The 22,403-nt window shown below is 52.2% G+C and carries 13 protein-coding genes and 1 pseudogene; 6 read left to right on the top strand and 8 right to left on the bottom strand.

Annotated features, from left to right (window positions below; all coding sequences use genetic code 11):
* The 5 genes from DS743_RS03390 to DS743_RS03370 form a co-directional block, all read right to left on the bottom strand.
* The coding region (locus DS743_RS03390; RefSeq protein WP_258945810.1) for an amino acid--tRNA ligase-related protein at positions 1–732 on the bottom strand (732 nt) is incomplete at its 3' end.
* Positions 733–793: 61 nt separating this feature from the next.
* Positions 794–1,288 carry a hypothetical protein gene (locus DS743_RS03385; protein WP_035184327.1) on the bottom strand — a complete coding sequence of 165 codons (495 nt, stop codon included), beginning with the start codon at positions 1,286–1,288 and terminating at the stop codon, positions 794–796.
* Positions 1,281–4,073 (bottom strand): helicase C-terminal domain-containing protein, encoded by a 2,793-nt coding sequence (locus tag DS743_RS03380; RefSeq protein WP_035184324.1) that lies wholly within the window; start codon positions 4,071–4,073, stop codon positions 1,281–1,283. The genes DS743_RS03385 and DS743_RS03380 overlap by 8 nt, the downstream gene beginning before the upstream one ends.
* 28 nt (positions 4,074–4,101) lie before the next feature.
* A complete protein-coding gene (gene addA, locus DS743_RS03375) occupies positions 4,102–7,785 on the bottom strand; it encodes a helicase-exonuclease AddAB subunit AddA (RefSeq protein WP_072544201.1) in 3,684 nt (1,227 codons plus the stop codon).
* A 26-nt stretch (positions 7,786–7,811) separates the two neighbouring features.
* Entirely contained in the window at positions 7,812–11,351 is a 3,540-nt protein-coding gene (locus tag DS743_RS03370; protein WP_035184317.1) for a PD-(D/E)XK nuclease family protein, read from the bottom strand.
* 133 nt (positions 11,352–11,484) lie between these two features.
* Here DS743_RS03370 and mvk point away from each other — a divergent pair, with 133 nt between their 5' ends.
* The 4 genes from mvk (at position 11,485) to fni (ending at position 15,607) form a co-directional block, all read left to right on the top strand.
* Positions 11,485–12,396 (top strand): mevalonate kinase, encoded by a 912-nt coding sequence (gene mvk, locus DS743_RS03365; protein WP_035184315.1) that lies wholly within the window; start codon positions 11,485–11,487, stop codon positions 12,394–12,396.
* A gap of 55 nt (positions 12,397–12,451) precedes the next feature.
* Positions 12,452–13,411: a diphosphomevalonate decarboxylase gene (gene mvaD / locus DS743_RS03360; RefSeq protein ID WP_035184312.1), complete on the top strand. Its 960-nt coding sequence runs from the start codon at positions 12,452–12,454 to the stop codon at positions 13,409–13,411.
* A 77-nt stretch (positions 13,412–13,488) separates the two neighbouring features.
* On the top strand, positions 13,489–14,571 hold the full coding sequence (locus DS743_RS03355) for a phosphomevalonate kinase (protein ID WP_003615027.1): 1,083 nt from the start codon (positions 13,489–13,491) through the stop codon (positions 14,569–14,571).
* A gap of 10 nt (positions 14,572–14,581) precedes the next feature.
* Positions 14,582–15,607: a type 2 isopentenyl-diphosphate Delta-isomerase gene (gene fni / locus DS743_RS03350; protein WP_072544202.1), complete on the top strand. Its 1,026-nt coding sequence runs from the start codon at positions 14,582–14,584 to the stop codon at positions 15,605–15,607.
* A gap of 203 nt (positions 15,608–15,810) precedes the next feature.
* On the opposite strand, the gene DS743_RS03345 is transcribed toward fni, so the two are convergent.
* The 3 genes from DS743_RS03345 to parE all read right to left on the bottom strand — a co-directional run bounded on the left by DS743_RS03345 (position 15,811) and on the right by parE (position 21,292).
* Positions 15,811–16,746, bottom strand: coding sequence for a manganese-dependent inorganic pyrophosphatase (locus tag DS743_RS03345; protein WP_035184302.1), 936 nt, complete (start codon positions 16,744–16,746; stop codon positions 15,811–15,813).
* A 113-nt stretch (positions 16,747–16,859) separates the two neighbouring features.
* Positions 16,860–19,343 carry a DNA topoisomerase IV subunit A gene (gene parC / locus DS743_RS03340; RefSeq protein WP_035184299.1) on the bottom strand — a complete coding sequence of 828 codons (2,484 nt, stop codon included), beginning with the start codon at positions 19,341–19,343 and terminating at the stop codon, positions 16,860–16,862.
* Between the two features lie 14 nt (positions 19,344–19,357).
* Positions 19,358–21,292, bottom strand: coding sequence for a DNA topoisomerase IV subunit B (gene parE, locus DS743_RS03335; protein WP_130137417.1), 1,935 nt, complete (start codon positions 21,290–21,292; stop codon positions 19,358–19,360).
* A gap of 92 nt (positions 21,293–21,384) precedes the next feature.
* On the opposite strand from parE, the gene plsY reads away from it, so the two are divergent.
* A complete protein-coding gene (plsY, locus tag DS743_RS03330; protein ID WP_035184293.1) occupies positions 21,385–22,026 on the top strand; it encodes a glycerol-3-phosphate 1-O-acyltransferase PlsY in 642 nt (213 codons plus the stop codon).
* A gap of 203 nt (positions 22,027–22,229) precedes the next feature.
* Positions 22,230–22,403, top strand: a pseudogene (locus DS743_RS09260) (IS4 family transposase); the annotation flags it as partial.

Genomic DNA, 22,403 nt, shown 5'->3' with positions numbered 1-22,403 from the left:
CAGGAAGCGTTCCTGCAGGTCCAGGGATTCATCTTGGTGCATCCAGGCCATTTCCGGTTCCATCATCCAGAATTCAGTTAAGTGCCGGCGGGTCTTGGAAGCTTCCGCCCGGAAGGTTGGCCCGAAGGTAAAGATCTTGCCGAAGGCTTCTGCCCCGACTTCCCCGTAAAGCTGGCCGGATTGTGACAGGTAAGCGTCGTGGTCGAAGTAGTCGATATGGAAGAGTTCCGTGGTCCCTTCTGGCGCTGAGTGCATCAGAAGCGGGGCGTCAAACTTCACGAAGCCTTCGTTTTCAAAGAAGTCGACCGTAGCCTTGAAGATCCGGTTTCTGATCTGCATGATGGCGAATGGCCGCCGGCTTCTCAGCCAGAGGTGACGGTGGTCCAAAAGGAAGTCGATCCCGTGTTCCTTGTTGGTGATCGGGTAGCCTTCGTTGTTTGAGACGACTTCCAGGTCGCTGATCTGGATTTCGTAGCCAAAGTGGGACCGGGCGTCTTCATGGATGATCCCGGTGAGGTAGAAGCTTGCTTCCTGGCGCAGGCCCTTGGCTGCTTCAAAAACTTCCTCACTGACATCGTTCTTGCGGACAACGCCTTGGAAGAAGGCCGTACCGTCTCTTAATTGCAGGAAGACGATCTTCCCGCTGGACCGCTTGTCGGTCAGCCAGACGTGCATTCTGACTTCTTCGTCAACGTGCTTGGCTGATTCTCTGATTGAAATCAATTCTGTCATTCTTTTAATTCCACCTTATTTTTATAACTCTATCCATGATAGCAGATTTTTACCTGATCTTCTATAACTTATCGACCAGAGACAGGAGCTGGCCATCCTTGAACTTGTAGATGGCATAGCAGTAGCTGCCGTCTGCGTTGACTGCCGTGACTTCCCAGACGGCCTGCTTTTGATACCAGCCTAGGTTGACTTCCTTGATGGCCTTTTTTGGGTAAGACTTCTGAAAGCTGGATTTGACCGTGCTTTCGCTGACGCCGTCACTAGCTGAATAATAGTAGGCCTTATGTTTACCCGGCAGGTAGATGAAGTAAGCCGCCTTACCCTTACTGGTTTTCCCGCTGGCTGAATATGACTTGACGCCCCGGCTCAAATGGTAGTACTTGTCAATTTGCTTCATGGAAGTCTGCTTGACCAGCTTGGCGACTTTCTCTTTCTGCTGACTGTACGGCTTGGCTGCCTTAGCAACAACCGCCACTGTTCCCGCGTAAAGCAAAAACAGGAAGAAGACCAGCCAGGCCAGATACTGCAAGACATTTTTGACTCTTTCGTTAAGCATTTTTCCTCTCGAACTTCAACTTCTTTTTTAACTCACTCGCTTTAACCCTTTGCACCGGAGCCGGCAGGCTGGACCTAAAGGCCGGGCCATAACTCTTGGTCCAGATCCGGGGATCCAGGATCAAAAACTGCCCATGATCATCCTCGCCCCGGATCAAGCGGCCGCATCCCTGCCGCAGGCGGAGAACCGCCCGGGGCAAAGAGTCCTCTTGAAAGACATCCCAGCCTCTTTGGGCCAGGTAGTGCTGCCTGAGGCTAACCTCCGGCAGGTCCGGGGACTCAAATGGCAGGCGGGTCGCGATAACCAGGTCAATCCCGCAATTGTGGAAGTCCACCCCTTCCCAGAAGCTATCCGCCCCCAGCAAGATTGACCGTTCAGCGATGACAAAGCGGCGGGTGATCCGCTCATTTGACCCCGTCAAGCCCTGGGCCAGGAGCTCATAGTCCTTAACCCGGGGATCATTCAGCAGTTCAAAGTAGAGCTGCTTGATCAAGTCCAGATTGGTAAACAGGCACAAAACGTGCTTTTGCCCGCTTAAGTCCTTGGTCAGGATATTTTTCAATTCTTCCAAAAAACGCGGGCTGTCTGGTTCCGGCTGCCCCTCGTCCATGGCCAGAATCTCCAGATGGTCAGCCATGGGGAAGCTGGCCTTGCCCTTGTAGCAGGAGACACCCAAATTTGGCAGGGCCAGGAACTGCTTGGCAAAGGCAAAATTGCCGTCATTAGTTATTGTCGCACTGATCATGCTGATATGGTCAAAGCGGTCGTAAATTTTATGCAATTCTTCAGAACTGTCCAGGCTGAGCCAGTGGAGGTTGCTGCTGAGAGCATCTTCGGGGTTGGTCACGTTGACCACGAAGCCCAAATGATCCAAGAGCGGCTGGTTCAAGAGGTCAGACAGCTGGTAGCTCTTTCCCGTGTAGAATTCCAGCAGGTCGACCTGGTCATTCAATTCTTCCAGCAAAGATTCCTCATCAGTTAAAAAGCGGTCCTTTTCCTGCTCCAGCAAGTAGCGGATCTGGTTGGTATGGATCCGGACCTGCTCCAATTGCTGCTGGAACTGTCTAAGAAGTGGCCGGAACTGAGAGTTTTCCGGGAAGAGATCCTGGCCCTGGATGGTCAGCTGCAGGCTCTTGTTGGGCAAAACAACCTGGCTGATCGCCTGCCCCTTGTGCTGGTAGAGGTACTTTTGCATCCGGTTCAAGCTGTGAATCAAGTCCAGGCTTTCCTGGTCCAAGAGGTCCAGCATGAACTGCAGCTGGACATTTTCCTCGCTTTGTCTGAGCAGGTTATTGTCCGTAAAGTAGAGCAAATTGCGCAGGTGGCTGATGCTGCCCCAAATTGCTTCCAGGCGCAGGGAGTCCATCCGGGCCGTCTGCAGGTTTTCGCTGAAGCGGTGGGCTTCGTCAATTACCAGGTAAGGATTCTGCCCCCAGATGGAGTCCATGTAGTGGTTGACCAGGTAGGCGTGGTTAGTCACCAAAATGTTGGCCTGCTCCTGCCGGCGGCGGGCCAGGTTCCAGAAGTCAACGCTGGCAAACTGGCTGGCCACCCGGGCATCCCCCGGGTGCTTGAGCTGGTTAAAAATCGGCAGCTGCTGGCTGGTCAGCTGCAATTCATCCATGTCCCCAGTTGTCGTTTCTGTCAGCCAGACCAGGATCTGCATCTGCAAGAGCAAGGTCGCCTTGTTGGGCGAATTCTGGTAGAGAGTCTGGGCAAAACCGTCTAAATCCAGGTAGTGGCTGCTGGACTTGACCATTTCCGCGTTTAAGCCAAGACCCGTAACCCGCAGGAGCTGGGGAATTTCCTGGTCTAGGAGCTGCTGCTGGAGGACCTTGGTCGGTGTAGCAATTACTAATTTTTTGCCGGAATAGAGCTGGTAGGCGTAGGCGAAAAGGTAGGCAAAAGTCTTCCCTGTCCCGTTTGGCGCTTCAGCCAGCATGACCCTTTGCCCGGCATCTTCGACAAAGTCGTGCAAGCGGTCGATTAGGTCCACTTGGGCTTGCCGGTAATTGATCTTGCCTTTAAAAAGCTTGCGTTTGTCCGTGTCTTTAACTGGAAAATGCCCATTTTCCCCATGTTCAACCGCCGGAATCTCCTGCCTCTTTAAGACCAGGTTGCGGACCTGCATCTTGTCTTTGGGCAGTTTGCGCCTGCTTTGCCGGGACTGGTCAGCAATCACCTTGATCACGTCCCCCGTGTCCCGGATAAGGCCACTGGCCAAAGAGCCCAGAACATTCAAAGTTGCCTGGGGCAAAGAAGCCAGCTTGTCGATGATCTTCAAGAGCAAGACGGCTGTCCCATAGGCGTCAGAATCCGCCTTGTGGGGGTTGGCGTGCTTGATCTCCAGACTGGCCGTCAAGTCCCGCAACTTGTAAGAAGGCAGGGTCGGAAAGGCGATCTTGGCCAGTTCAACCGTGTCAACCGCCTTGCAGGTCAAGGCCTCAAAGCCGGCATTGGTCAATTCGTAGTTCAAGAAAGGAAAGTCGAAATTGACGTTATGGGCCACGAAAACCGTATCCTGCAGGATCTCGCGGATCTTCGGGGCATAGTGCTTGAAATCAGCCTGGCCGGCCACCATCTTCTGGTCGATACCGGTCAAATTGGTCACGGCCAGGGGAATTTTCCGGTGGGGGTTCATCATGAAGGAATAAGTTTTAACCACTTCACCATCTTTGACTATGGCGCAGCCAAACTGGATGATCCGATCCCCCTCTTCCTTGCGCGTCCCGGTCGTTTCCAAGTCAACGACCGCGAAGCTTTCGCCGGCAAAAAAATCCACTATTTTCCGCTCCTTTCACTCCTAAAAACTTCTAATCAACTTCAACAATTTCCCGGCAGCTTAAAAGCACCAGGTACTTTTTCAAAACAGGCAGCCGGCCAGATTCATTCAAGGCCCGCTCATAAAGGCGCAACTGGCCCTGGTACTTCTCTTTCAGCTTCTGAATTGCTTCCTCCTGCTTACGCGGGTTCACGTGGTCAGTCTTGTAGTCAAATAAAATGATACCATTCTCCGCTTCATAATAGCCATCGATTGTCCCGTGAACCAAAATTTTTCCTGGAAAATCGCTGAAATCCTTAAATAAAGTCTTCGGCGACAGGATGGTGGCAAAATTTTCCTCCCGGTGGAGGCGGTCAGGCTGCCGGTAAAAGTCTTTGGCAAAGTCGCTCTTGACAAACCAGGACAAGGCTTCCCGGTCCAGCTTGCTGGCCAAGGTCTGGCTCAGCCGGCCCTTTTCCACCAGGCCGGCAATGCAGCTGTCAATGGCATCCTTGTCGCCTTTGGCATAGTCATAATACTGCAAGACCAGGTGGCTGGCTGTCCCCAGTTCAGCTGAGCTGACCGTATTTTGGAAGAGGAAGTCAGGTTCAGTATCGATCGGCTGCAGGTAGCGGTTGGCTGACTGCAGTTCCGAAATGTGGGAGTCAGCCAGTTCGTCTTCGATCGGGTCGCCAAAAGCCTTCTTGATTTCAGACACCGCCTGGTAGGCCGTGGTCCGGCTGGCATCCAAGTAAGGATAGCCGCCCTGGCTGAAGGCATAGAGCTTTTCTGCCTGCTTAAAGACGGCTGCTTCATCTTCCGTCAAGTCTGCCCCGCTGGCCGCCACGGCCTCACTATCCGGCAATCGGGCCTGGTCTTTCTTGGGGTCAAAGTGAACAAAGACCAGACTGCCTTCTTGGCCTGTCGCCAGGTCGCTGACGGCTTTTTCACCCAGCCGCTTCACCTGCTTGGCGCGGGCTAAAGCCGGGGCCAAAAAGTCCAGGGGCTTGGCTACCTTCATCTTATCCAAAAGAGGCAGGCGGCCAGTAGAAATTTTCTTGGCCCACTTCTCTTCCAGGCCCGCCAAGTCGGTTCTGGCTGGCAGCTTGATATTTGCCGCCAAAATCAGCTTCTGCTTGGCCCGAGTCAAAGCTACGTAAAGCAGGCGGGCTTCTTCTTCCAGCAACTTCTGCTTTTTGGCAATCTTCAGCCAAGCATTAGCCAAAGTATCTGCCCGGTATTCCGCTTCATCAAAGGGATAGGCAAAGGACAGGCCCAGGCCGCTGGCATCTAAGACATAGCTGCCGGTAATGTCTTGCTGGTAATTGTAGCGGTGCTCCAGGCCCAAGACAAAGACGACCGGGAATTCCAGCCCCTTTGAGGCATGGATGGTCATCAGCTTGACTGAGTTGCCGGCATTTTCGCTCAGGATCGGCTGGGCCAGATCCTTCTGGTTCTTCCGCATTCTGGCAATAAAGTTGATGAACTGGTAAAGGTCCTTGAAGCCCGAACTTTCGTAGGCGCTGGCTCTTTCGTACAAGGCAGTCAAGTTGAGCCGGCGCTGCTGGCCGTTGGTCATGGCCGTCACGATTTCCAAAAAGCTGGTCCGCTCGTAAATGGTCCAGAGCAGTTCTGAAATCCGGTGGCTCAAGGAAAAGTCGCGAAGGTCCTGCAATTGGGCCAAAAAGTCTCGGCAGCGGGCAGCCAGATCTGTATCTTTTTTAGCATAAGTTCTTAAAGCCGTGTAGAAGCTGACGCTCTTGTTGACCAGGCGGATTTCGGCCAGATCTGAACTGGAGAAGTTAAAAATCGGAGACCGCAAAACCGCCACCAGGGGAATATCCTGGTCCGGGTTGTCGATGATCTTCAAGTAGGACATGATGACCGTCAATTCAAAGGTCTGGAAGTAGTTCTGGACATCCATGACAAAGAGCGGGACCCCGTAGCGGTCAAATTCCTGCTTGATGTCCAGGTTGCTGGTCTTGGACCGGGTTAAGATGGCGATGTCCCCATAGCTGACCGGCCGGGTCTGCCCGGTCTTCGGGTCAAAAATTGGCGTCTGGTCAGCGATCAGCTTCTGAATCCGGCTGATGACCATGGCTAAATCGCCCTGGTTCAATTCCCCGTCATCATCTGTTGCAGATGAATCTTCCTGGTAGAGGACTTCTGTTTCAGTCGGCAGGGCCGCCTCTGGGTCATAGCCAGCCGCGAATTTCAGCTGCCCTTCTTTTTGGTAGTCAATCCCCCCGAAGTCCTTGGTTAAGAGGCTGTCAAAGATCAAGTTAACAGCTTGGGTGACCGGCTGGCTGGAGCGGAAGTTTTCAGCAAAAATAATCCGCTGCTTGCCAGCCGAATTTTCCTGGCCATATTCATCGTATTTTGCGATAAACAGGCTGGGTTCCGCCTGGCGGAATCCGTAGATTGACTGCTTGACGTCCCCGACCATGAAGAGGTTGTTCTTCCCCGCTTTTTTCAGCCGCTGGATCAAGCCGTCTTGCAGGGCGTTGGTGTCCTGGTATTCATCGACCATGATTTCCTTGAAGCGGCTTTGGTAGTAGGCCCGGGCCAGGTCAGAGTTTGAACTGTCCTGGGTCAGAATTTCATAGGCCAACTGCTCCATGTCGCTGAAGTCCAGGACCCGGTCAGCCCGCTTCAATTCGTTAAAGCGGTCAATAAAGGCCAGTTCAACTTCTGCTGCCGCGGAGGCGATTTCTGCCCCCTTGGCTAAGAGGGCCTGCTGGTCAGCATTGCTGCTTGCGTAAAAACTGGTATAGACATTAAAGACCAGCTGCTTGCCAGCTTCTTTAACCTCCTTTGCCTCCTCGACAAAGTCGGCGATCTCCTTGTTAGTCCGCAGGGTCCCGTCAAACTGGCAGGCCGCCAGCAGCTCTCTTTGCCGGTCAAAGGGATCATCTGTGGCCAGGCTCTCCCGGTAGCTGGCCAGACTGGTGGCAAAAGCCGTAAAAGCTGGCTGGTACTTGGCAAACTTTTCATGGTCAAAGTCGGCTTCGGCCATCAAAGCCGTCAGCTTGTCCGCCAGGTTGGAAAATTCTTCCTCCAGGTAAGGCTTGATTTTCTCCTGCCATAGGGCGCTGTCAACGACGTCGCTGGTCTCCAGCTGGTAAGGGGCAGCCAGCTTTTGCAGCCAAGCCCGGTAGTTGGGCCGGGCCATGGCAAACTGGTATAAATCCAAAAGCAAGTCTCTGGCTGAATTGGCGTCGCTGTCGCCGGCAAAGGCATCATAGAGGGCCAGGAAACGGTCTTTTTTCGCTTGGTTCTCATTTTGCAGGTAGTCGTTTTCGACATCCCTCAAGGCTCTTTCCTTTAAGAGCTCAATCTGGGTGGCGTCAGTCAAAATGCTGAAGTCCGGGTCGATGTCGATCGCGAAGTAAAAGCGGCGGATGACGTCCAAACAGAAAGAGTCGATCGTGGAAATAATCGCGGTATCGATTTCAGCCAGCTGCCGGCGCAAAAAGTCGGCCTGGCTGGCATCTGTTTCTTCTTGCAGGCGGTCCTGCAGGCGCTGCTTGATCCGCTGCTTCATTTCACTGGCGGCCGCCCGGGTAAAGGTAATGACCAGGAGCTGGTTAACCTCCAAGTGGTCGTCCATGATTTCCCGGATGACCCGTTCAACCAAAACACTGGTTTTGCCTGAGCCGGCAGAGGCTGAAACCAAAATGTCCTGCCCCCGGCTTTCAATGGCCCTGGCCTGGTCTGGTGTATATTTTACAGCCATGCTATTTCCTTTCTATGTACCATTCCTTATCTCCTCTGCCGCAGCCGCTTTTCTACCAAAGCCAGCAGATCTGCCTTTTTAAGGCTTGGCAGGTCCCGGTAAGAGTTAGTTGGTAGCTGCTGGTCAAAGTAGAAGATATCCTTGTAGTCGCTAAATGCCAGGCCGGTATTGTTGCCTTGCCGGAAAGGATTCAAGGCAATCTTCCCACTTAAAATCTCGCTGGCCGCGTCCTCAATCAAGGCTTCGACGTATTCCAGCAGCTCCTGCATCTCATCTTGGCTGAAGAAGTTGTCTTTTTTGCCAAAGCCGCCGCTCTTGTTCAGTTTGAGGCCCCGGTAAACCGGACTGCTTGCCTTTTTCTCAAGGGCTTTGTCGACTTCCTGGTACCAGGCTGGCTCACTGATAAAGACCCCGGACAATTTCAACTTGTCTTCCCCGCCCAAAAGGTTCTCTTTCAGCTGCAGCTTGCTGTCAAACAAGGCGCCAGTTGATGAGGAGTTGATGGAATTCAGCTTCCGGGTGACATATTGGTAAAAGGCCCCCAGGAGGTCAAACTGCCGCCCGCCGGCCAGGAGGTCCTGGTTCTTCTCCAGAACGTCCAAATAGGCGATCATCTGCAGGTCCACCCCGCTGGCAAAACGGGCCAGGTTGAAGCTGTGGTCGGAAGACTTGTAGTCGATCAGCTGGCCTAAAACGTGCTGGTCCCCATTAAAGAGGTCGACCCGGTCGATCTTGCCCCGGAGGCTGATCTTCCGCTGGCCGGCAAACTTCTTCAAAGGCAAGACCAGGCCGGCCAGCTTTTCAGCCGGGCCAAAGGCCAGTTCCCCGTAAGTAGCCCGCATCTTGTTTTCCTGCTGCTTGCGCCGGTAGCTTTGGGCCACCTTACTGGTCGTCTTGTCAAAGGCCTTGAAAAGATATTCATTGAAAGGATCACGCAAGAACTGCTGGTAGAGTGGTTCTTGCAGGATCTTGCTTCTGACTTGCTTGAGCAAAAGCTCCAAGTCCAGCTCGCTGAGCTTGTCAATTTCGATATTTTTCTTTTGCATTTCCTTGAGCAAAAGCTCAAAGGTCCGGTGGAAGTAGTTACCGGACTGGATGGCATTCAGCTCATTTTCTGCCCGGGGCCGCAGGCGGAGGCCATAGTTAAGGAAGTATTCAAAAGAATTCTGGTAGTAGCTTTCCAGCTGGGAGACTGAAGACAACAGGTCCTTGCCGTACAGGCGCTCAGCCAGGTCTTCTGAGATGTCTTGCGGGTTATTGTCATAGGCCATCCCTTCCGCGATTTCCTCAGCCTTTTCTTCCTCATACTGCCGGCTGAGTTCGACCAGCTTGGCCACCAGCGGGCTTTGGGCGGAATTTTCCTCAGCATAGGCCAGGTAGCCTAAGCTGGCCCTTGGACTGGTCAAAAAGAGCAAAAGCTGGCGGGCAAATTCAGTCCGGTCTTTTTCAGCGGTATCTGGCAGGTCCCTTTGCCGGTATTCCCGGCCGTTAACCAGCTTCAGCAGGCGCTTGTAGTAAATGGAAGGATCCAGCAAGTCATTATTGGAATTGATCACCGGATAGGAGATGTAGACCCGGTCAGAGGCCAGGGCCAGGGCATTGCCAAATTGGTATTCCTGGTCCAGGTTGCGCAGCTGCTGACTGTCTTCCAGGTAGGCCTCCTGGTCAAAAAAGTCTGCCAGGCTGGCCAGGTTTTCCGTAGTCAAAAAGTTGGGCTGGTCGTTGATTTGCGGCAGGCTGCCATTGGCTGCTCCGATGATGAAGACCTGCTTGTAGCCGCTGGTCTGCACCATCCCGTATTCTGACAAGGTGACGGCGTCCAGGCTGGCCGGAATCGTCGCGAAATTGGCCTGGGAAAAGGCTGCCGTCAGCATCTTAAAGAAGTCAGCCCAGGCAAAGTTTTCCGGGTTGACCAAGAGGTAGTCTTTGAGCAAAGACAAAAGCAGATTCCAGCACTGCTCCGGCTGCTGGGCCTGCTGCAGGTCTCCGCTCTCGCTGGCCTTTAAGCGCCAGGCTTCCAGGCGGGCGCTGACCCCGTTTTTGACCAAGAAGTCAAAAAAGAGCTTGACGGCGGTCATACTGTCTTTTTCACTCTTCAGCTGGCGGGCAAGCCGGGAGATCTTGCTGACAAAGAAGTCCCGTAGCTTGTCCAAGCGGTCCAGCCACTTTTGGTACTGTTCTTGGTCTAGGGCGATGACCTGGGCTTTGGTAAAGTCCTTGAGTGGCTTTTGCCAAAGGCTGTACTTGATTCCGTGGGCCAGGGCAAAGTTTTCCAGCTGGTCGACGTCGCGCAAATACGCGGCTTCCCCGGCTTCTGCATCCCCTTCTAAATACCAGTCAGGGATCAAGAGGCGGGTCTTCATGATGCTCAAAAGAGATGGCGTGTCTCCTGCCTGCTGGAGGAGCTTGCCCAAATTTTCCAGCAAAAGCACCAAGGGGTGGTACTTCATCTGCTGCTGCAGGTCGTCAAAGAAGGGAATCTGGTTTTGCCGCAAAATCGGAGCCAGGTAAGTTTCATACTCCTGCAAATTCGGGGCCAGGACCAAAAAGTCTCGGTACTGGCAGCCCTTTAAAGCCACCTCGTCATAGATGGTCCGGGCCACGAAATATGCTTCAGCGTAGCGGGAATCTGCTTTAACCAGCTGGAGGTTATCTAAATCCGGCTGGCCCTGTCCCTGCCAGGCCTGGTTCAAGTCCCTGGCCGGACTGACTGGACTGGCGATTTTTTCTCTCTCCCAGGCAAAGTCATGGGCGGAAAAGTAGCCGGTCAAGTCCTTGATCGTCTTCTGAACCACATAGTCGTATTCCCCGGCGGCCGGCTCAATCACGCTGCCGTCAGCCGTCTTGAAGGCGAAGGTCATCTCGCTGGCAAAAGCTGCCAGCAGCTGCATGGTCATTTTTTCCTGAATGGAAAAATGGGAGAAATCAGTCACGTAGAAGCTGGCCTGGCTGACCAGGTCCGGCCGGCTGGCCAAAAGCTGGTTCAGCTGGATGTTCAGTTCATCCTTGGTGGCGAAGTGCTTTTCACTGACGATTTCTAAAAAGTCCTGGTAGATCAAGTCCAGGTCGTGCAGCTTGTCCCTGGTCTCATTATCCAGGTCCAAGGCCACCGCCGGGTCGGCTGCCCGCTCCAAAAGATTGCCCAGGTCCAGCTGGCCGGTATGAACCTGCAGGATCGTGCTGTAGACCTGCTTAATCATGCCGGAATTGGCGTGGGAATTTTTGAAAAGCAGCAGTTCATCTCTGCGCTTGTCGATGATCTGCTCCAAAATCATGGTCGCGGCAGCGTCATCCAGGCTTTCAGGCATGAGCAGGTCGGCCTTTTTAAAGAAAAACCAGGCCAGACGGGAGAAGGACAGGACGTGCAGGTTCTTGACGCTGGTCTCTTCCCGCCCTTGAAGTTGGGCGACTTTGCCTATTGCGGCAACTTCTGTGTTAAACTTGATATGGTTTGGAACAATAATAAAGGTATCTTTGCCGGGCTGGGCCAGATAATTGCGGGCAGCCCGGCCGATGATCTCAGTTTGCAGGGGATCGGACTGTCTGCCGGTTATAATTTTGATCATTGCTTCCACTCCTTTGTTGACTGATCGGTCAATCTAAATTTTATCAATCTCTTTCCTTTTTGGGAACTGATTGCCATTGATTCTAAGCAAACGTTAACCGAACTAACAAATTAATTTTTTGAGGTGATTCTTTTTGCAGACTTCATGTACTGCTCATGGAAAAGTAATTTTGATCGGCGAGCATTCCGTTGTTTACGGCTATGACGCCCTGGCTATGCCAATTCAGGCCCTGCACATCAAGACGACCGTCAGTGATTATCCCGGCCCGGTCTGGATGGACACCAAGCTCTACCAGGGTCCTTTTTTTGACGCGCCTGCTGACTATAACGGCCTTAAGTATGTCGTCAAGGAGCTTTTGACTAGAAGCGGGAAAAATCCCCAGATCAAGCTTACCTATACCGGGGAAATTCCCATGGAGCGCGGACTTGGCTCCTCAGCTACCGTCGCTTACGGTACTACCGTGGCCTTGAGCCAATACCTGGGCTTGAAGTTAAGTGCAAGTGAAGTTATGGACATCACCAACCAGGCAGAAGCGATCAACCACGGCAAGGCTTCCGGACTGGACGCGGCCACGGTCAATTCCGATTACCTGGTCTTTTTTAATAAACAAAAGGGCGTAAAAAAGCTCTCCTTAAAATTAGGTGCCAGCCTTTTGATCATGGACACGGGCGATTTGGGCAATACCAGAGAAGCCGTCACTATGGTCGCCAAGCTTTTAAATGAGTCACCTGACGCGCAAGTTAGAATGCGCAAGCTGGGACAACTGGCTGACGATGTCAAAGCTGCCTGGCTTGAGCAAGACCCGGAGACCGTTGGTAAATTCTTCAATGAGGCCCAGGAGCTTTTAGCTTCCTTTAACTTGTCGACAAGCAAGATCGACCGGATCTGCCAGATTGCTGATAAAGGCGGAGCTTTAGGCTGCAAGTTGTCTGGCGGCGGCCTGGGCGGAATCGTCATCGCCCTTTGCAAGGATGCCGCTTCTTGCGAAGAGATTGCCCAAGCTTGCCAAGCAGAAATCAGTAACTACTGGATTGAAGAGATTTAATTTTTGCCCAAAAATTATTAAAAACAGAATTACACAGTAAAGGAATGTGAAACAGATGAGTAAAACTGCCCGCGCCCATACCAATATCGCCTTGATCAAGTACTGGGGCAAGAAGGACGCCAAATTGCGCCTGCCGCTCATGTCCAGCCTGTCCATGACCCTGGATGCCTTCTATAGCGACACCAAAATCTCAGACAGCGAGCAAATGTCTTTTAAATTAAACGGCCAAGCCGTTTCCGGTCCAGCCGCTGACCGCGTTTTCGCCTACCTCCGGGCCATGCAGGACCGCTTCGAAGTCAAGGGAAATTTGGCGGTTGAATCGGTCAACCAGGTGCCAACCGCGGCTGGCCTGGCCTCTTCCAGCTCTGCCTTCGCCTCCATGGCAGCGGCTTTTGCCGACCACTACCAGTTAGGCGTTGACCGGCGGGAATTGTCCAGAATGGCCAGGATGGGATCGGGCTCAGCTTCAAGATCTGTTTTCGGCGGTTTTTCCGTCTGGCAAAAAGGCGATAGCGACCAGACTTCTTACGCCTACCCGTTGGATGAAGAGCCGGACATGGACCTGCGCCTTTTGGCTGTTGAAATCAACGACCAGGAAAAGAAGATTTCTTCAACCAAGGGGATGGAAATGAGCAAGAGCTCCCCCTTCTACCAGGTCTGGCTGGACAGAAATGACAGTGAGATCAAGGAGATGGAAGAAGCGATTAAGCAGGCTGACTTTAGCAAATTGGGTTCTCTGGCTGAATTAAATGCCAGTGAGATGCATGCTTTAACCTTCACCGCTGTCCCCGGCTTCACCTATTTTGAACCGAATACCATCAAGGCCATCAAGCTGGTCCAGGACCTGCGCCAGCAAGGGCTGGAGTGCTACTACACCATTGACGCCGGCCCGAACGTCAAGGTCCTCTGCCAGGGACAAAATTCTAAAGATATTATTAATTGCTTTGAGTCCTCCTTTGATCGTGTTAAGATTATTGAGGCAGGTTTTGGTCCAGCAGTCACTCTGTTGGACTAAAGCTTATTTAATTGTCTATAATGTCTTAGGACGTAATATAAAAAGAAAAAATTAAAAGAATAAGAGGAAGAGTTTTTGTGATTACTGAAAAAGCGCCAGGCAAACTTTACATTGCCGGGGAATACGCTGTCTTGGAACAAGATTGTCCAGCCATTCTGGTCGCCCTTGACCAATACGTCAGGGTCTCAATCAAGCCAAGCAGCAGCGACACCGGTTTGATTCACTCCAAGCAATACTCCCAGGACTCCATTCACTGGGTCAGACGGGGGTCAAAGATAGTGATCGACAACCGGGACAATCCATTTGAATACATTCTGTCCGCAATTTCTTTCACTGAAAGATACTGCCTGGAACAGAAGGTCAAGATGGACGTTTACGACTTGTTTGTCAATTCTGACCTGGATTCCGCAGATGGCAAGAAGTATGGCCTGGGTTCTTCAGCCGCGGTCACGGTCGCGACGGTCAAGGCAATCTTGCGCTTTTACGGTGTCCAGGCAAGCAAGGACCTGATTTACAAGCTCTCCACAATTTCTCACTACTCAGTCCAAGGCAACGGCAGCGCCGGCGATATCGCGGCCAGCGTCTACGGCGGCTGGATCGCCTACCAGACCTTCAACAAGCTCTGGCTGAAAGAAGAACTGGCAAGCAAGTCCCTGTCAGCAGTGGTCGGTGAAGCCTGGCCAGGTCTGAAGATCCAGCAGCTGGTTCCGCCGAAGGGCATGAAGCTCTTGATTGGCTGGAGCCAGCAGCCGGCTTCAACTTCCCGCCTGGTTGACAAGACTAACGCCAACAAGAACAACCTGCGGACTGAGTACGCCAAGTTTTTGGCAGACTCACGCAAGTGCGTTTTGCAGATGATCCGCGGTTTTGAAGAAGCCAACATCGCTTTGATTCAAAAGCAGATCGGCATCAACCGCCGCTTGCTGCAGCATTTTGCCGCTATCAACAATATTGCTATCGAAATTCCCCGCTTGACTGAGCTGATCGAAATCGCCAACAAGTTTGGCGGCGCGGCTAAGACCAGCGGCGCGGGCAACGGCGACTGCGGCATCGTCATCGTCAACAAGGACACCGATATTGACCGCCTCCGCAAGGAATGGGTCAAGAACAACATCCTGCCCCTGGAATTTCACATTCACCAATCTGAATTAACTTACTAAGAGCACTGCGATGTCACAAAGATCTATAAGAAAAGAAGAACATCTGGCTTTGACACAGATGTTTTTTAATGCCCAAAAAACGAATTCCTTTGACCAGGTTCACCTGCTCCGCCCGGCCCTGCCTGAAAGCCAGGTTAACCTGAACGCCGTCAAGACGACCTGGTTTGGCAAAGAGTTAGCCGCCCCCTTCTTCATCAACGCGATGACTGGCGGGTCGGAAAAATCCAGGCAGATCAACCGGCAGCTGGGTGAAATTGCCAATAAGCAGCAAATTGCCCTGGCCTTGGGTTCAGCCAGCATCTTGACCAAGGAAGAAGACCAGCTGGAGTCTTTTTACGTAGCTAGAGAAGCCAATCCAGACGGCCTCTTGTTTGCTAATGTTAATCCTTTAACTCCAGCTAAAGCGGCTGCCAAGATCGTCAAGGATCTGCAAGCAGATGCCCTGCAGATCCACCTTAACGTGGCCCAGGAGATCCCCATGCCTGAAGGCGACCGGGACTTTGTCTGGCTGGACCGGATGCTGGAGATTAAAGAAGCAGCTGGCGTACCGGTCATCGTCAAGGAAGTCGGCAGCGGCTTGGATCCAGTCAGCCTGCAAAAATTGCAGGCAGCTGGCTTTAGCTGGTTCGATATCGGGGGAGCTGGCGGCACCAATTTTTCCCAAATCGAAAATTCCCGCAACCCCCACCCCATGGCGTATTTGAACGACTGTGGCCTGCCAACGGCCCTGGCTGCCCTTTTGGCAGCGCCTTTGACCAAGCAGCTGATCGTCTCTGGCGGGGTCAGAAATCCGCTGGACGTCTTCAAGGGCCTGGCCCTGGGCGGCAAATTTGTAGGCGTGGCCAACCATTTCCTCCACACCCTTTTAAATGAGGGCCTGGATGGCCTGGATGAAGAAATCGGCCGCTGGAAGGAAGAACTGACCTACCTTTTTGCCTTATATGGGCAAGGCTGTCTGCCAGTCAAGCAGCCATATTACTTAGACTTGGAACTGAAGAATCAGTTTGACCAGCTTAAGCAATATGCTGGCAAATAAAGCAAGCGAGTAAAAAATAAAGAGCTAAAGAAATAACTGTTGACAAAATTTTCCCTTGGATTTATTTGTTAACAGTATTTTTTTGGCGCGGCTTGGCCGCGCTTTTTCTTTTTTAAAAAATTGTAGTAACAAGTAGGATGTTTAAAAATCAGTAAAAAAAGAATCCAGGTTTCCTGGATTCTTTTTCCTTGTTATTTAGCTGATTAAGCTTCAAATGCCCGGGTCAATGGCGGAACGATTTGCTTCTTCCGGGAAACAACGCCTGGCAGGTGGGCTTCTGAGTCAACCAATTCCTTGCCGAAGGCCTTGGCAAAGACAGACTTGCTTTCGTCATCCCCGATGAAGAGAACTTCTGAGTCAGAGTCCAAAACGTTGGTAATTACCAGCATGAACAAGTCGTAGCCGTTAGCCTTAGCATCCTTTTCCATGGCTGCCAGGAAGGCATCCTTGCGTTCCAGGGCTTCTGGGACGTCAACAACGTTGACTTGAGCGATCCGGGCAGTCTTTGAGCCCAGTTCGAAGCTCTTGGCGTCCAGGTCGATCAGTTCTTCAACTGACTTAGCGGCGATGTTGGTGCCGGCCTTAAGCAGTTCCAAACCGTATTCCTTATAGTCAACGCCGGCAATCTTAGCCAGGTCTTCAACTGCTTCCTTGTCGATGTCAGTAGTGGTTGGTGACTTCAAAAGCAAGGTGTCGGAAATAATGGCACTGAGCATGATGCCAGCAATGTTGGCTGGAATTTCCATGTTTTGTTCCTTGAACATTTCCCACAAAACAGTGGAAGTGCAGCCTACTGGTTCAGCCCGGTAGAACAAGGGGTCGATCGTCGCGAAGTTGCTGATCCGGTGGTGGTCAATGACGTGGGTAACCTTGACTTGGTCCCGGTCTTCAACGCTTTGTTGCGGTTCGTTGTGGTCAACCAGCATGATGGCCTTGACTTCATTTGCGACAGTCTTAACCACGCGTGGTGCTTCAAAGCCGAACTTCTTCAAGGCAAAAGAAGTTTCGTCGTTGGCTTCACCCAAAGCAACGGCTTCAGTGTTGTAGCCATGTTGGTTTTGGAAGTATGAGTAGGCAATCGCCGTGCCAATTGCGTCAGTATCTGGGTTTCTGTGACCAAAAATCAGTTCTTTTTCCATCTTGGAATTTTCCCTTCTAGATTTAGCTAAAATTATTCTCTCTAATTAAGTCTACTAGAAAATCAGCGCTTTGTTCAATCTTTTCGCGATCTTTTCGTAATCTTTTTGATTTTTTAGAGCAAGCGGCCGACATCCCTGGCCTGGTCCGGTAAAGGCCGGCCCATGAGCAGTTCCTTAGCCTCTCCGTCTGTCTTAACATCAATGACGAAGGAACCGTTGCTCTGCCGGTCGCCGACTGGGTGGTCGCTGGTCCGGATGACCTGCTTGCGCAGGCTGGAAGTGATCAAGATCAGCTCATGGTTTTGCCCGTAAGCCTTCAAGGCCACGATCCGGTGCGGCTTGGTCTTCAGGTTCCGCAAAACCAATACGCCCCGCTTGGCCCGGCTGGTCTTGCCGATCAGCTTCAGAGGCATCTGCTTGAAGGCCCCTCTTTGGGTTACCAGACCCACCTTGAGCAGGTCTTCATATTGCGGGTCAGTGACCAGGCAGGCAACGACATAGTCGTCTTCCTTCAAGTTGATTGACTTGACCCCAGCTGCCCGGGCCCCGACTTGCGGAACTTCATCAATGTCATATTTAAGGGCAAAGGCCTGGTTGGTAAAGAGGGTGATTTCCCGCTTTTCACTTGTCTTGACCATGTCCACAGTAATGACGCGGGAGTCTTCCCCCTTCATCTTCATGGCCATAATTGCCCGAGACTTATAGGTTCTGGTTGGCTGCAGGTCAGCCAGGGCCACCTGCTTGATAAAGCCGTCGTTTGTGGCCAGCAGGAAGGCCAGGTTTGGATCATCCAAAGCTTCCAAGGCAAAGACCCGGATGATGCTCTCGTCAGCCGCCAGGCCCAGTTCCTGGGACAAGTGCTGGCCAACATCCTTCCACTTGCTTTCAACCAGCTCATGCACCGGCCGGTAGATCAAATTGCCGTGGTTGGTGAAGAGGTAGAGGTTGGTCAAAGTCGACAGGCTCCCTTCATAAACCACCCGGTCAGTTTCCGGCAAGCCATTGTCGCCGGCTTCAGTTGACTGGAAGGACCGCATTGAGGACCGTTTGATGTAGCCGTCGCGGCTGATCAAGACCCGGACTGATTCTTCCGTGATCAAGGCCTTTTCATCAACTTCGACTCTGGCCGTTTCATCGCTGATTTCACTGCGCCGGTCTGAGCCAAATTCCTTCTTGACGGCCCGGAGTTCCTTGATGATTTCCTTTTGCAAAACTTTCGGGTCCGCCAAAATCTTCTCGTAAGCTGCGATCTTGCTCGTCAGTTCTTCTTCTTCAGCCTGCAGGGCCAAAACGTCAGTATTGGTCAAGCGGTAAAGCTGCAAGGAGACGATGGCTTCGGCTTGCCGGTCAGTGAAGGCAAATTCCGCTACCAGGTTCTTCTTGGCGTCAGCCTTGTTCTTAGAAGCCCGGATGACCTTGATCACCTGGTCCAAGATACTCATGGCCTTGATCAAACCCTGGATGATTTCCAGCCGGTCTGAGGCCTTCTTCAAGTCAAACTGGGTCCGCTTGGTTACGACTTCTTCTTCGTGCTCCAGGTAGGCGGCCAGGATCCGCTTAAGGCCCACTTGGACTGGAGTCATGTGGGCAATGGCCACCATGTTGAAGTTGTAGGAAACCTGGAGGTCAGTATTCTTCAAGAGATAGTTGAGGATGTTCTGGGCGTCAGCGTCTTTCTTAAGTTCGATGACAATAGAGAGACCGTGGCGGTCAGTTTCATCTCTGACTTCGCTGATTCCGTCCAGTTCCCGGCTGACCCGGATTTCATCGATCTTCTTAACCAGCTGGGCCTTGTTGACCAGGTAAGGAATTTCCGTCACCACGATCTGCTGGCGGTGGCCCCGGATCTCTTCAATATGGGTCTTAGCCCGGACCTGGATCCGGCCCTTACCGGTCTTGTAGGCATCCCGCAAGCCTTTTTTGCCCATGACGATCCCGCCAGTCGGGAAGTCTGGCCCTTTGACAAAGGTCATCAGGTCTTCCAGGCTGGCATCCGGGTGCTTGAGCAAGTGGATAGTGGCGTCTAAAACCTCGCCCAGGTTGTGGGGCGGAATTTCCGTGGCGTAACCAGAAGAAATCCCAGTTGATCCATTGACCAGAAGATTAGGGAAGCGGGCTGGCAAAACCGTTGGTTCATAGGCGGTGTCGTCGAAGTTGAGCACCATTGGCACGGTTTCCTTGTCGATATCCTCCAACAGGACATTGGAAATCTTGGCCAGGCGAGATTCCGTATAACGCATGGCGGCGGGACTGTCGCCGTCCATGGACCCGTTGTTGCCGTGCATTTCGATCAATGGCTCTCTCATCTTCCAGTCTTGAGACAGGAAGACCAGGGCCCCGTAGATAGAGCTGTCGCCGTGCGGGTGATAGTTACCCATGATATTACCGACGGCCTTGGCTGCCTTCTTAAAAGGCTTGTCAGCCGTATTGCCGTCCCGGTACATAGCGTAAAGAATCCGTCTTTGCACGGGCTTGAGCCCGTCGCGGATGTCCGGCAAGGCCCGTTCTTGAATAATATATTTGGAATAGCGGCCAAAGCGTTCGCCCATGACCTGTTCCAAAGGCATTTCACGAATCCGCTCGTGAGTTTCTGGCATATACTGCTTCCTTCCTAATCATTTACCTTGTCTAAGATCGACTCTTCCTCGCCCAGGCGGAATTTGACGTTTTCTTCAATCCACTTTCTTCTGGCGGAAGCCTGGTCACCCATCAAGGTGGTTACCCGGCGTTCAGCCAACTGGGCATCGTCGATTCTGACCCGGATCAGCATCCGGCTTTCTGGATTCATGGTCGTCTCCCAGAGCTGGTCAGCATTCATTTCCCCCAGCCCCTTGAAGCGCTGCAGGGCATAGCCCTTGCCCACCTTCTTTTCATCCTCATCCCGTTCTTCATCGGTCCAGGCGTAAAGGTTGGTCTGCTTCTTACTGATTCTGTAAAGCGGCGGCAGGGCAATGTAGACCTTGCCTGCTTCGATCATCGGCCGCATGTAGCGGTAGAAGAAGGTCAAAAGCAGGATCTGAATGTGGGCCCCGTCGTCGTCGGCGTCAGTCATAATGATGATCTTGTCGTAGTTGGAGTCTTCAACCTTGAATTCAGTCCCGACCCCGGCTCCGATCGTATGGATCATCGTGTTGATTTCTTCGTTCTTGAAAATATCCGCCAGCTTGGCCCGCTGGGTATTCAAAACCTTCCCCCGCAAAGGCAGGATGGCCTGGAAGCGGCGGTCCCGGCCTTGCTTGGCGCTGCCGCCGGCTGAGTCCCCTTCGACTAAGAAAAGCTCGTTTTTCTTAGGGTTTCTGGACTGGGCCGGGGTTAATTTCCCGGACAGGACTTCCTTCTTGTGCCGTTTCTTCCCGTTTCTGGACTCATCTCTGGCCTTCTTGGCCGCCTCTCTGGCATCCCGGGCCCTTAGGGCCTTCTTGACCAGGTCCTGAGCCCATTCCCCGTTTTCCAGCAGGTAGTAAGACAATTTCTCGTAAACGATGCTGTCGACCGCGCTTCTGGCCTGGGGAGTCCCCAGCTTACCCTTGGTCTGCCCTTCAAATTCCAGCAGTTCTTCCGGGATCTTGACGCTCAAAACGGCGCTGAGCCCTTCCCGGTAGTCGGACCCTTCCAGGTTCTTGTCCTTCTTGCCCAAAAGCCCCTGCTTCTTGGCATAGTCGTTAAAGGCCCGGGTAAAGCCGCTTCTGGCCCCGACTTCGTGGGAGCCGCCGTCAGCAGTCCGGACATTGTTGACGAAGGAAACAAAGTTCTCTGAGTATGAATCGCTGTACTGGCCGGCAAATTCGATTTCCATCCCGTCCTGGCTGCCTTCAAAGTAGAAGACCTTGCCGATCGTCCCCTTGCCTTCGTTGAGGTAGGAAACGAAACTTTCAATCCCGTCGTCATACTGGAAGACGTCGTGGTGGTTTGGCGTCCGCTCGTCCGTCAAAGTAAACTTGACTCCTTTAAGCAGGAAGGCCGATTCCCGGATTCTTTCCTGGATGGTCTCGTAGTTGTACTTAGTCGTTGAAAAAATCATAGGGTCCGGCTTGAAAGTGATCGTGGTCCCGGTCTTTTCCTTGGTCGCCCCCAGGCAGCGGAGGGTGCCGATTGGGTGACCGCCATTTTTGAATTCTTCCTCGTAGGCCTTGCCGTCACGCACCACGTGCACCTTCATGTAGCTGGACAGGGCGTTGACCACGGAAGAGCCGACCCCGTGCAGACCGCCGGAGGTCTTGTAGTTCTGCTCCGTGAACTTGCCGCCGGCATGCAGGACAGTAAGGATGACTTCAATGGTTGGCCGGCCTGAGGCATGCATCCCTGTCGGCATCCCCCGGCCGAAGTCCTGCACGGTCACGGAATTGTCCTCGTGGATGGTCACGTTGATTTCCTGGCCAAAACCAGCCATGGCTTCGTCGACGGAGTTGTCGACGATTTCGTAGACCAGCTGGTTCAAGCCGTGGATGTCGGTTGACCCGATATACATCCCCGGCCGCTTGCGGACTGCCTCCAGCCCGTGCAGAATTTGAATTGAAGAATCATCATAGGTGTTCTTTGGCAAAATAAAACATCTCCAAGCTTTAGATTATAAACTTCGTATCAATTCAGTCCGTTATTTGTTAAAATAGCAGGTACATGATAAACGGAGTTGATTTGATGTTTGCAATGAAATTTGCATTACTATTAATTTTAGCATACTTAATTGGTTCTTTTCCGACCGGTGTTTTGGTCGGCAAGCTCTTCTACCACAAGGATATCCGAGATTACGGGTCGCACAATATCGGGACCACCAACACCTTCCGAGTCCTGGGCCCCAAGGCCGGCACCCTGGTCTTCCTGGTTGACTTCTTCAAGGGGACCCTGGCCACCTGCCTGCCCCGGATCTTCCACTTGGGTGACCACCACTTGTTCCTGATTTTCGGGGCAGCGGCTATTTTCGGCCACGCCTTCTCAATCTTCCTCAAGTTCAAGGGCGGCAAAGCTGTGGCCACCACGGCGGGCTTTCTTCTGGGCTACAATGTCCAGTTCTTCGGCCTCTGCGCCAGCTTCTTCATCCCCCTGCTCTTAATCACCAGCATGGTGTCCTTTAGCAGCTTGATTTCAGTCGTCTTGATCTTTATTTCCAGCTTCTTCTTCCATGATACCTTCTTGACAGTCATGTTAGGAGTCCTGGTTGTCCTCATCTGGTGGAGCCACCGGGCCAACATCAAGCGGATTATCGCCGGAAATGAGAACCTGATTTCCTTCGGCCTTTACTATCATATTAAGCAAAAACAGGACAAGGACAAGAAGGAGTAGTAATTTTTGAACCAATCCTATTATACGGAACACACGTTCAAAATGCAAAGAGCTATTTTTTAAATACTTAAACTTCCCACTTACAAAAGTGGGCTTGTACCTTGAAAATTCAATAGTTTAGCCAATAAAAAAAGCACAAGGCCTTTGTTCGCTTGATATAATTCAACTACAACATCATCAATATCAAACGAAAGGCTTGTGCTATGTCTAGTTTACCATCATTCGATACCAAAAACGAACCCCAAATTTCTCGTTCTGTTGAAAAGTTCTTCAAGGACTACAAAGTTATGAAGCTTCTCCGTAGATGTGGGCTCCGCAAGTCCAAAGGAATCCCGCTTTGGTCGATCCTTTCATACATCTTCAGTAATGTGTTTCGA

The sequence above is a fragment of the Lactobacillus leichmannii genome, from assembly GCF_024701915.1.
GTDB classification, from domain to species: Bacteria; Bacillota; Bacilli; order Lactobacillales; family Lactobacillaceae; genus Lactobacillus; species Lactobacillus delbrueckii.
This window is presented reverse-complemented; position numbering and strand designations above follow the sequence as displayed.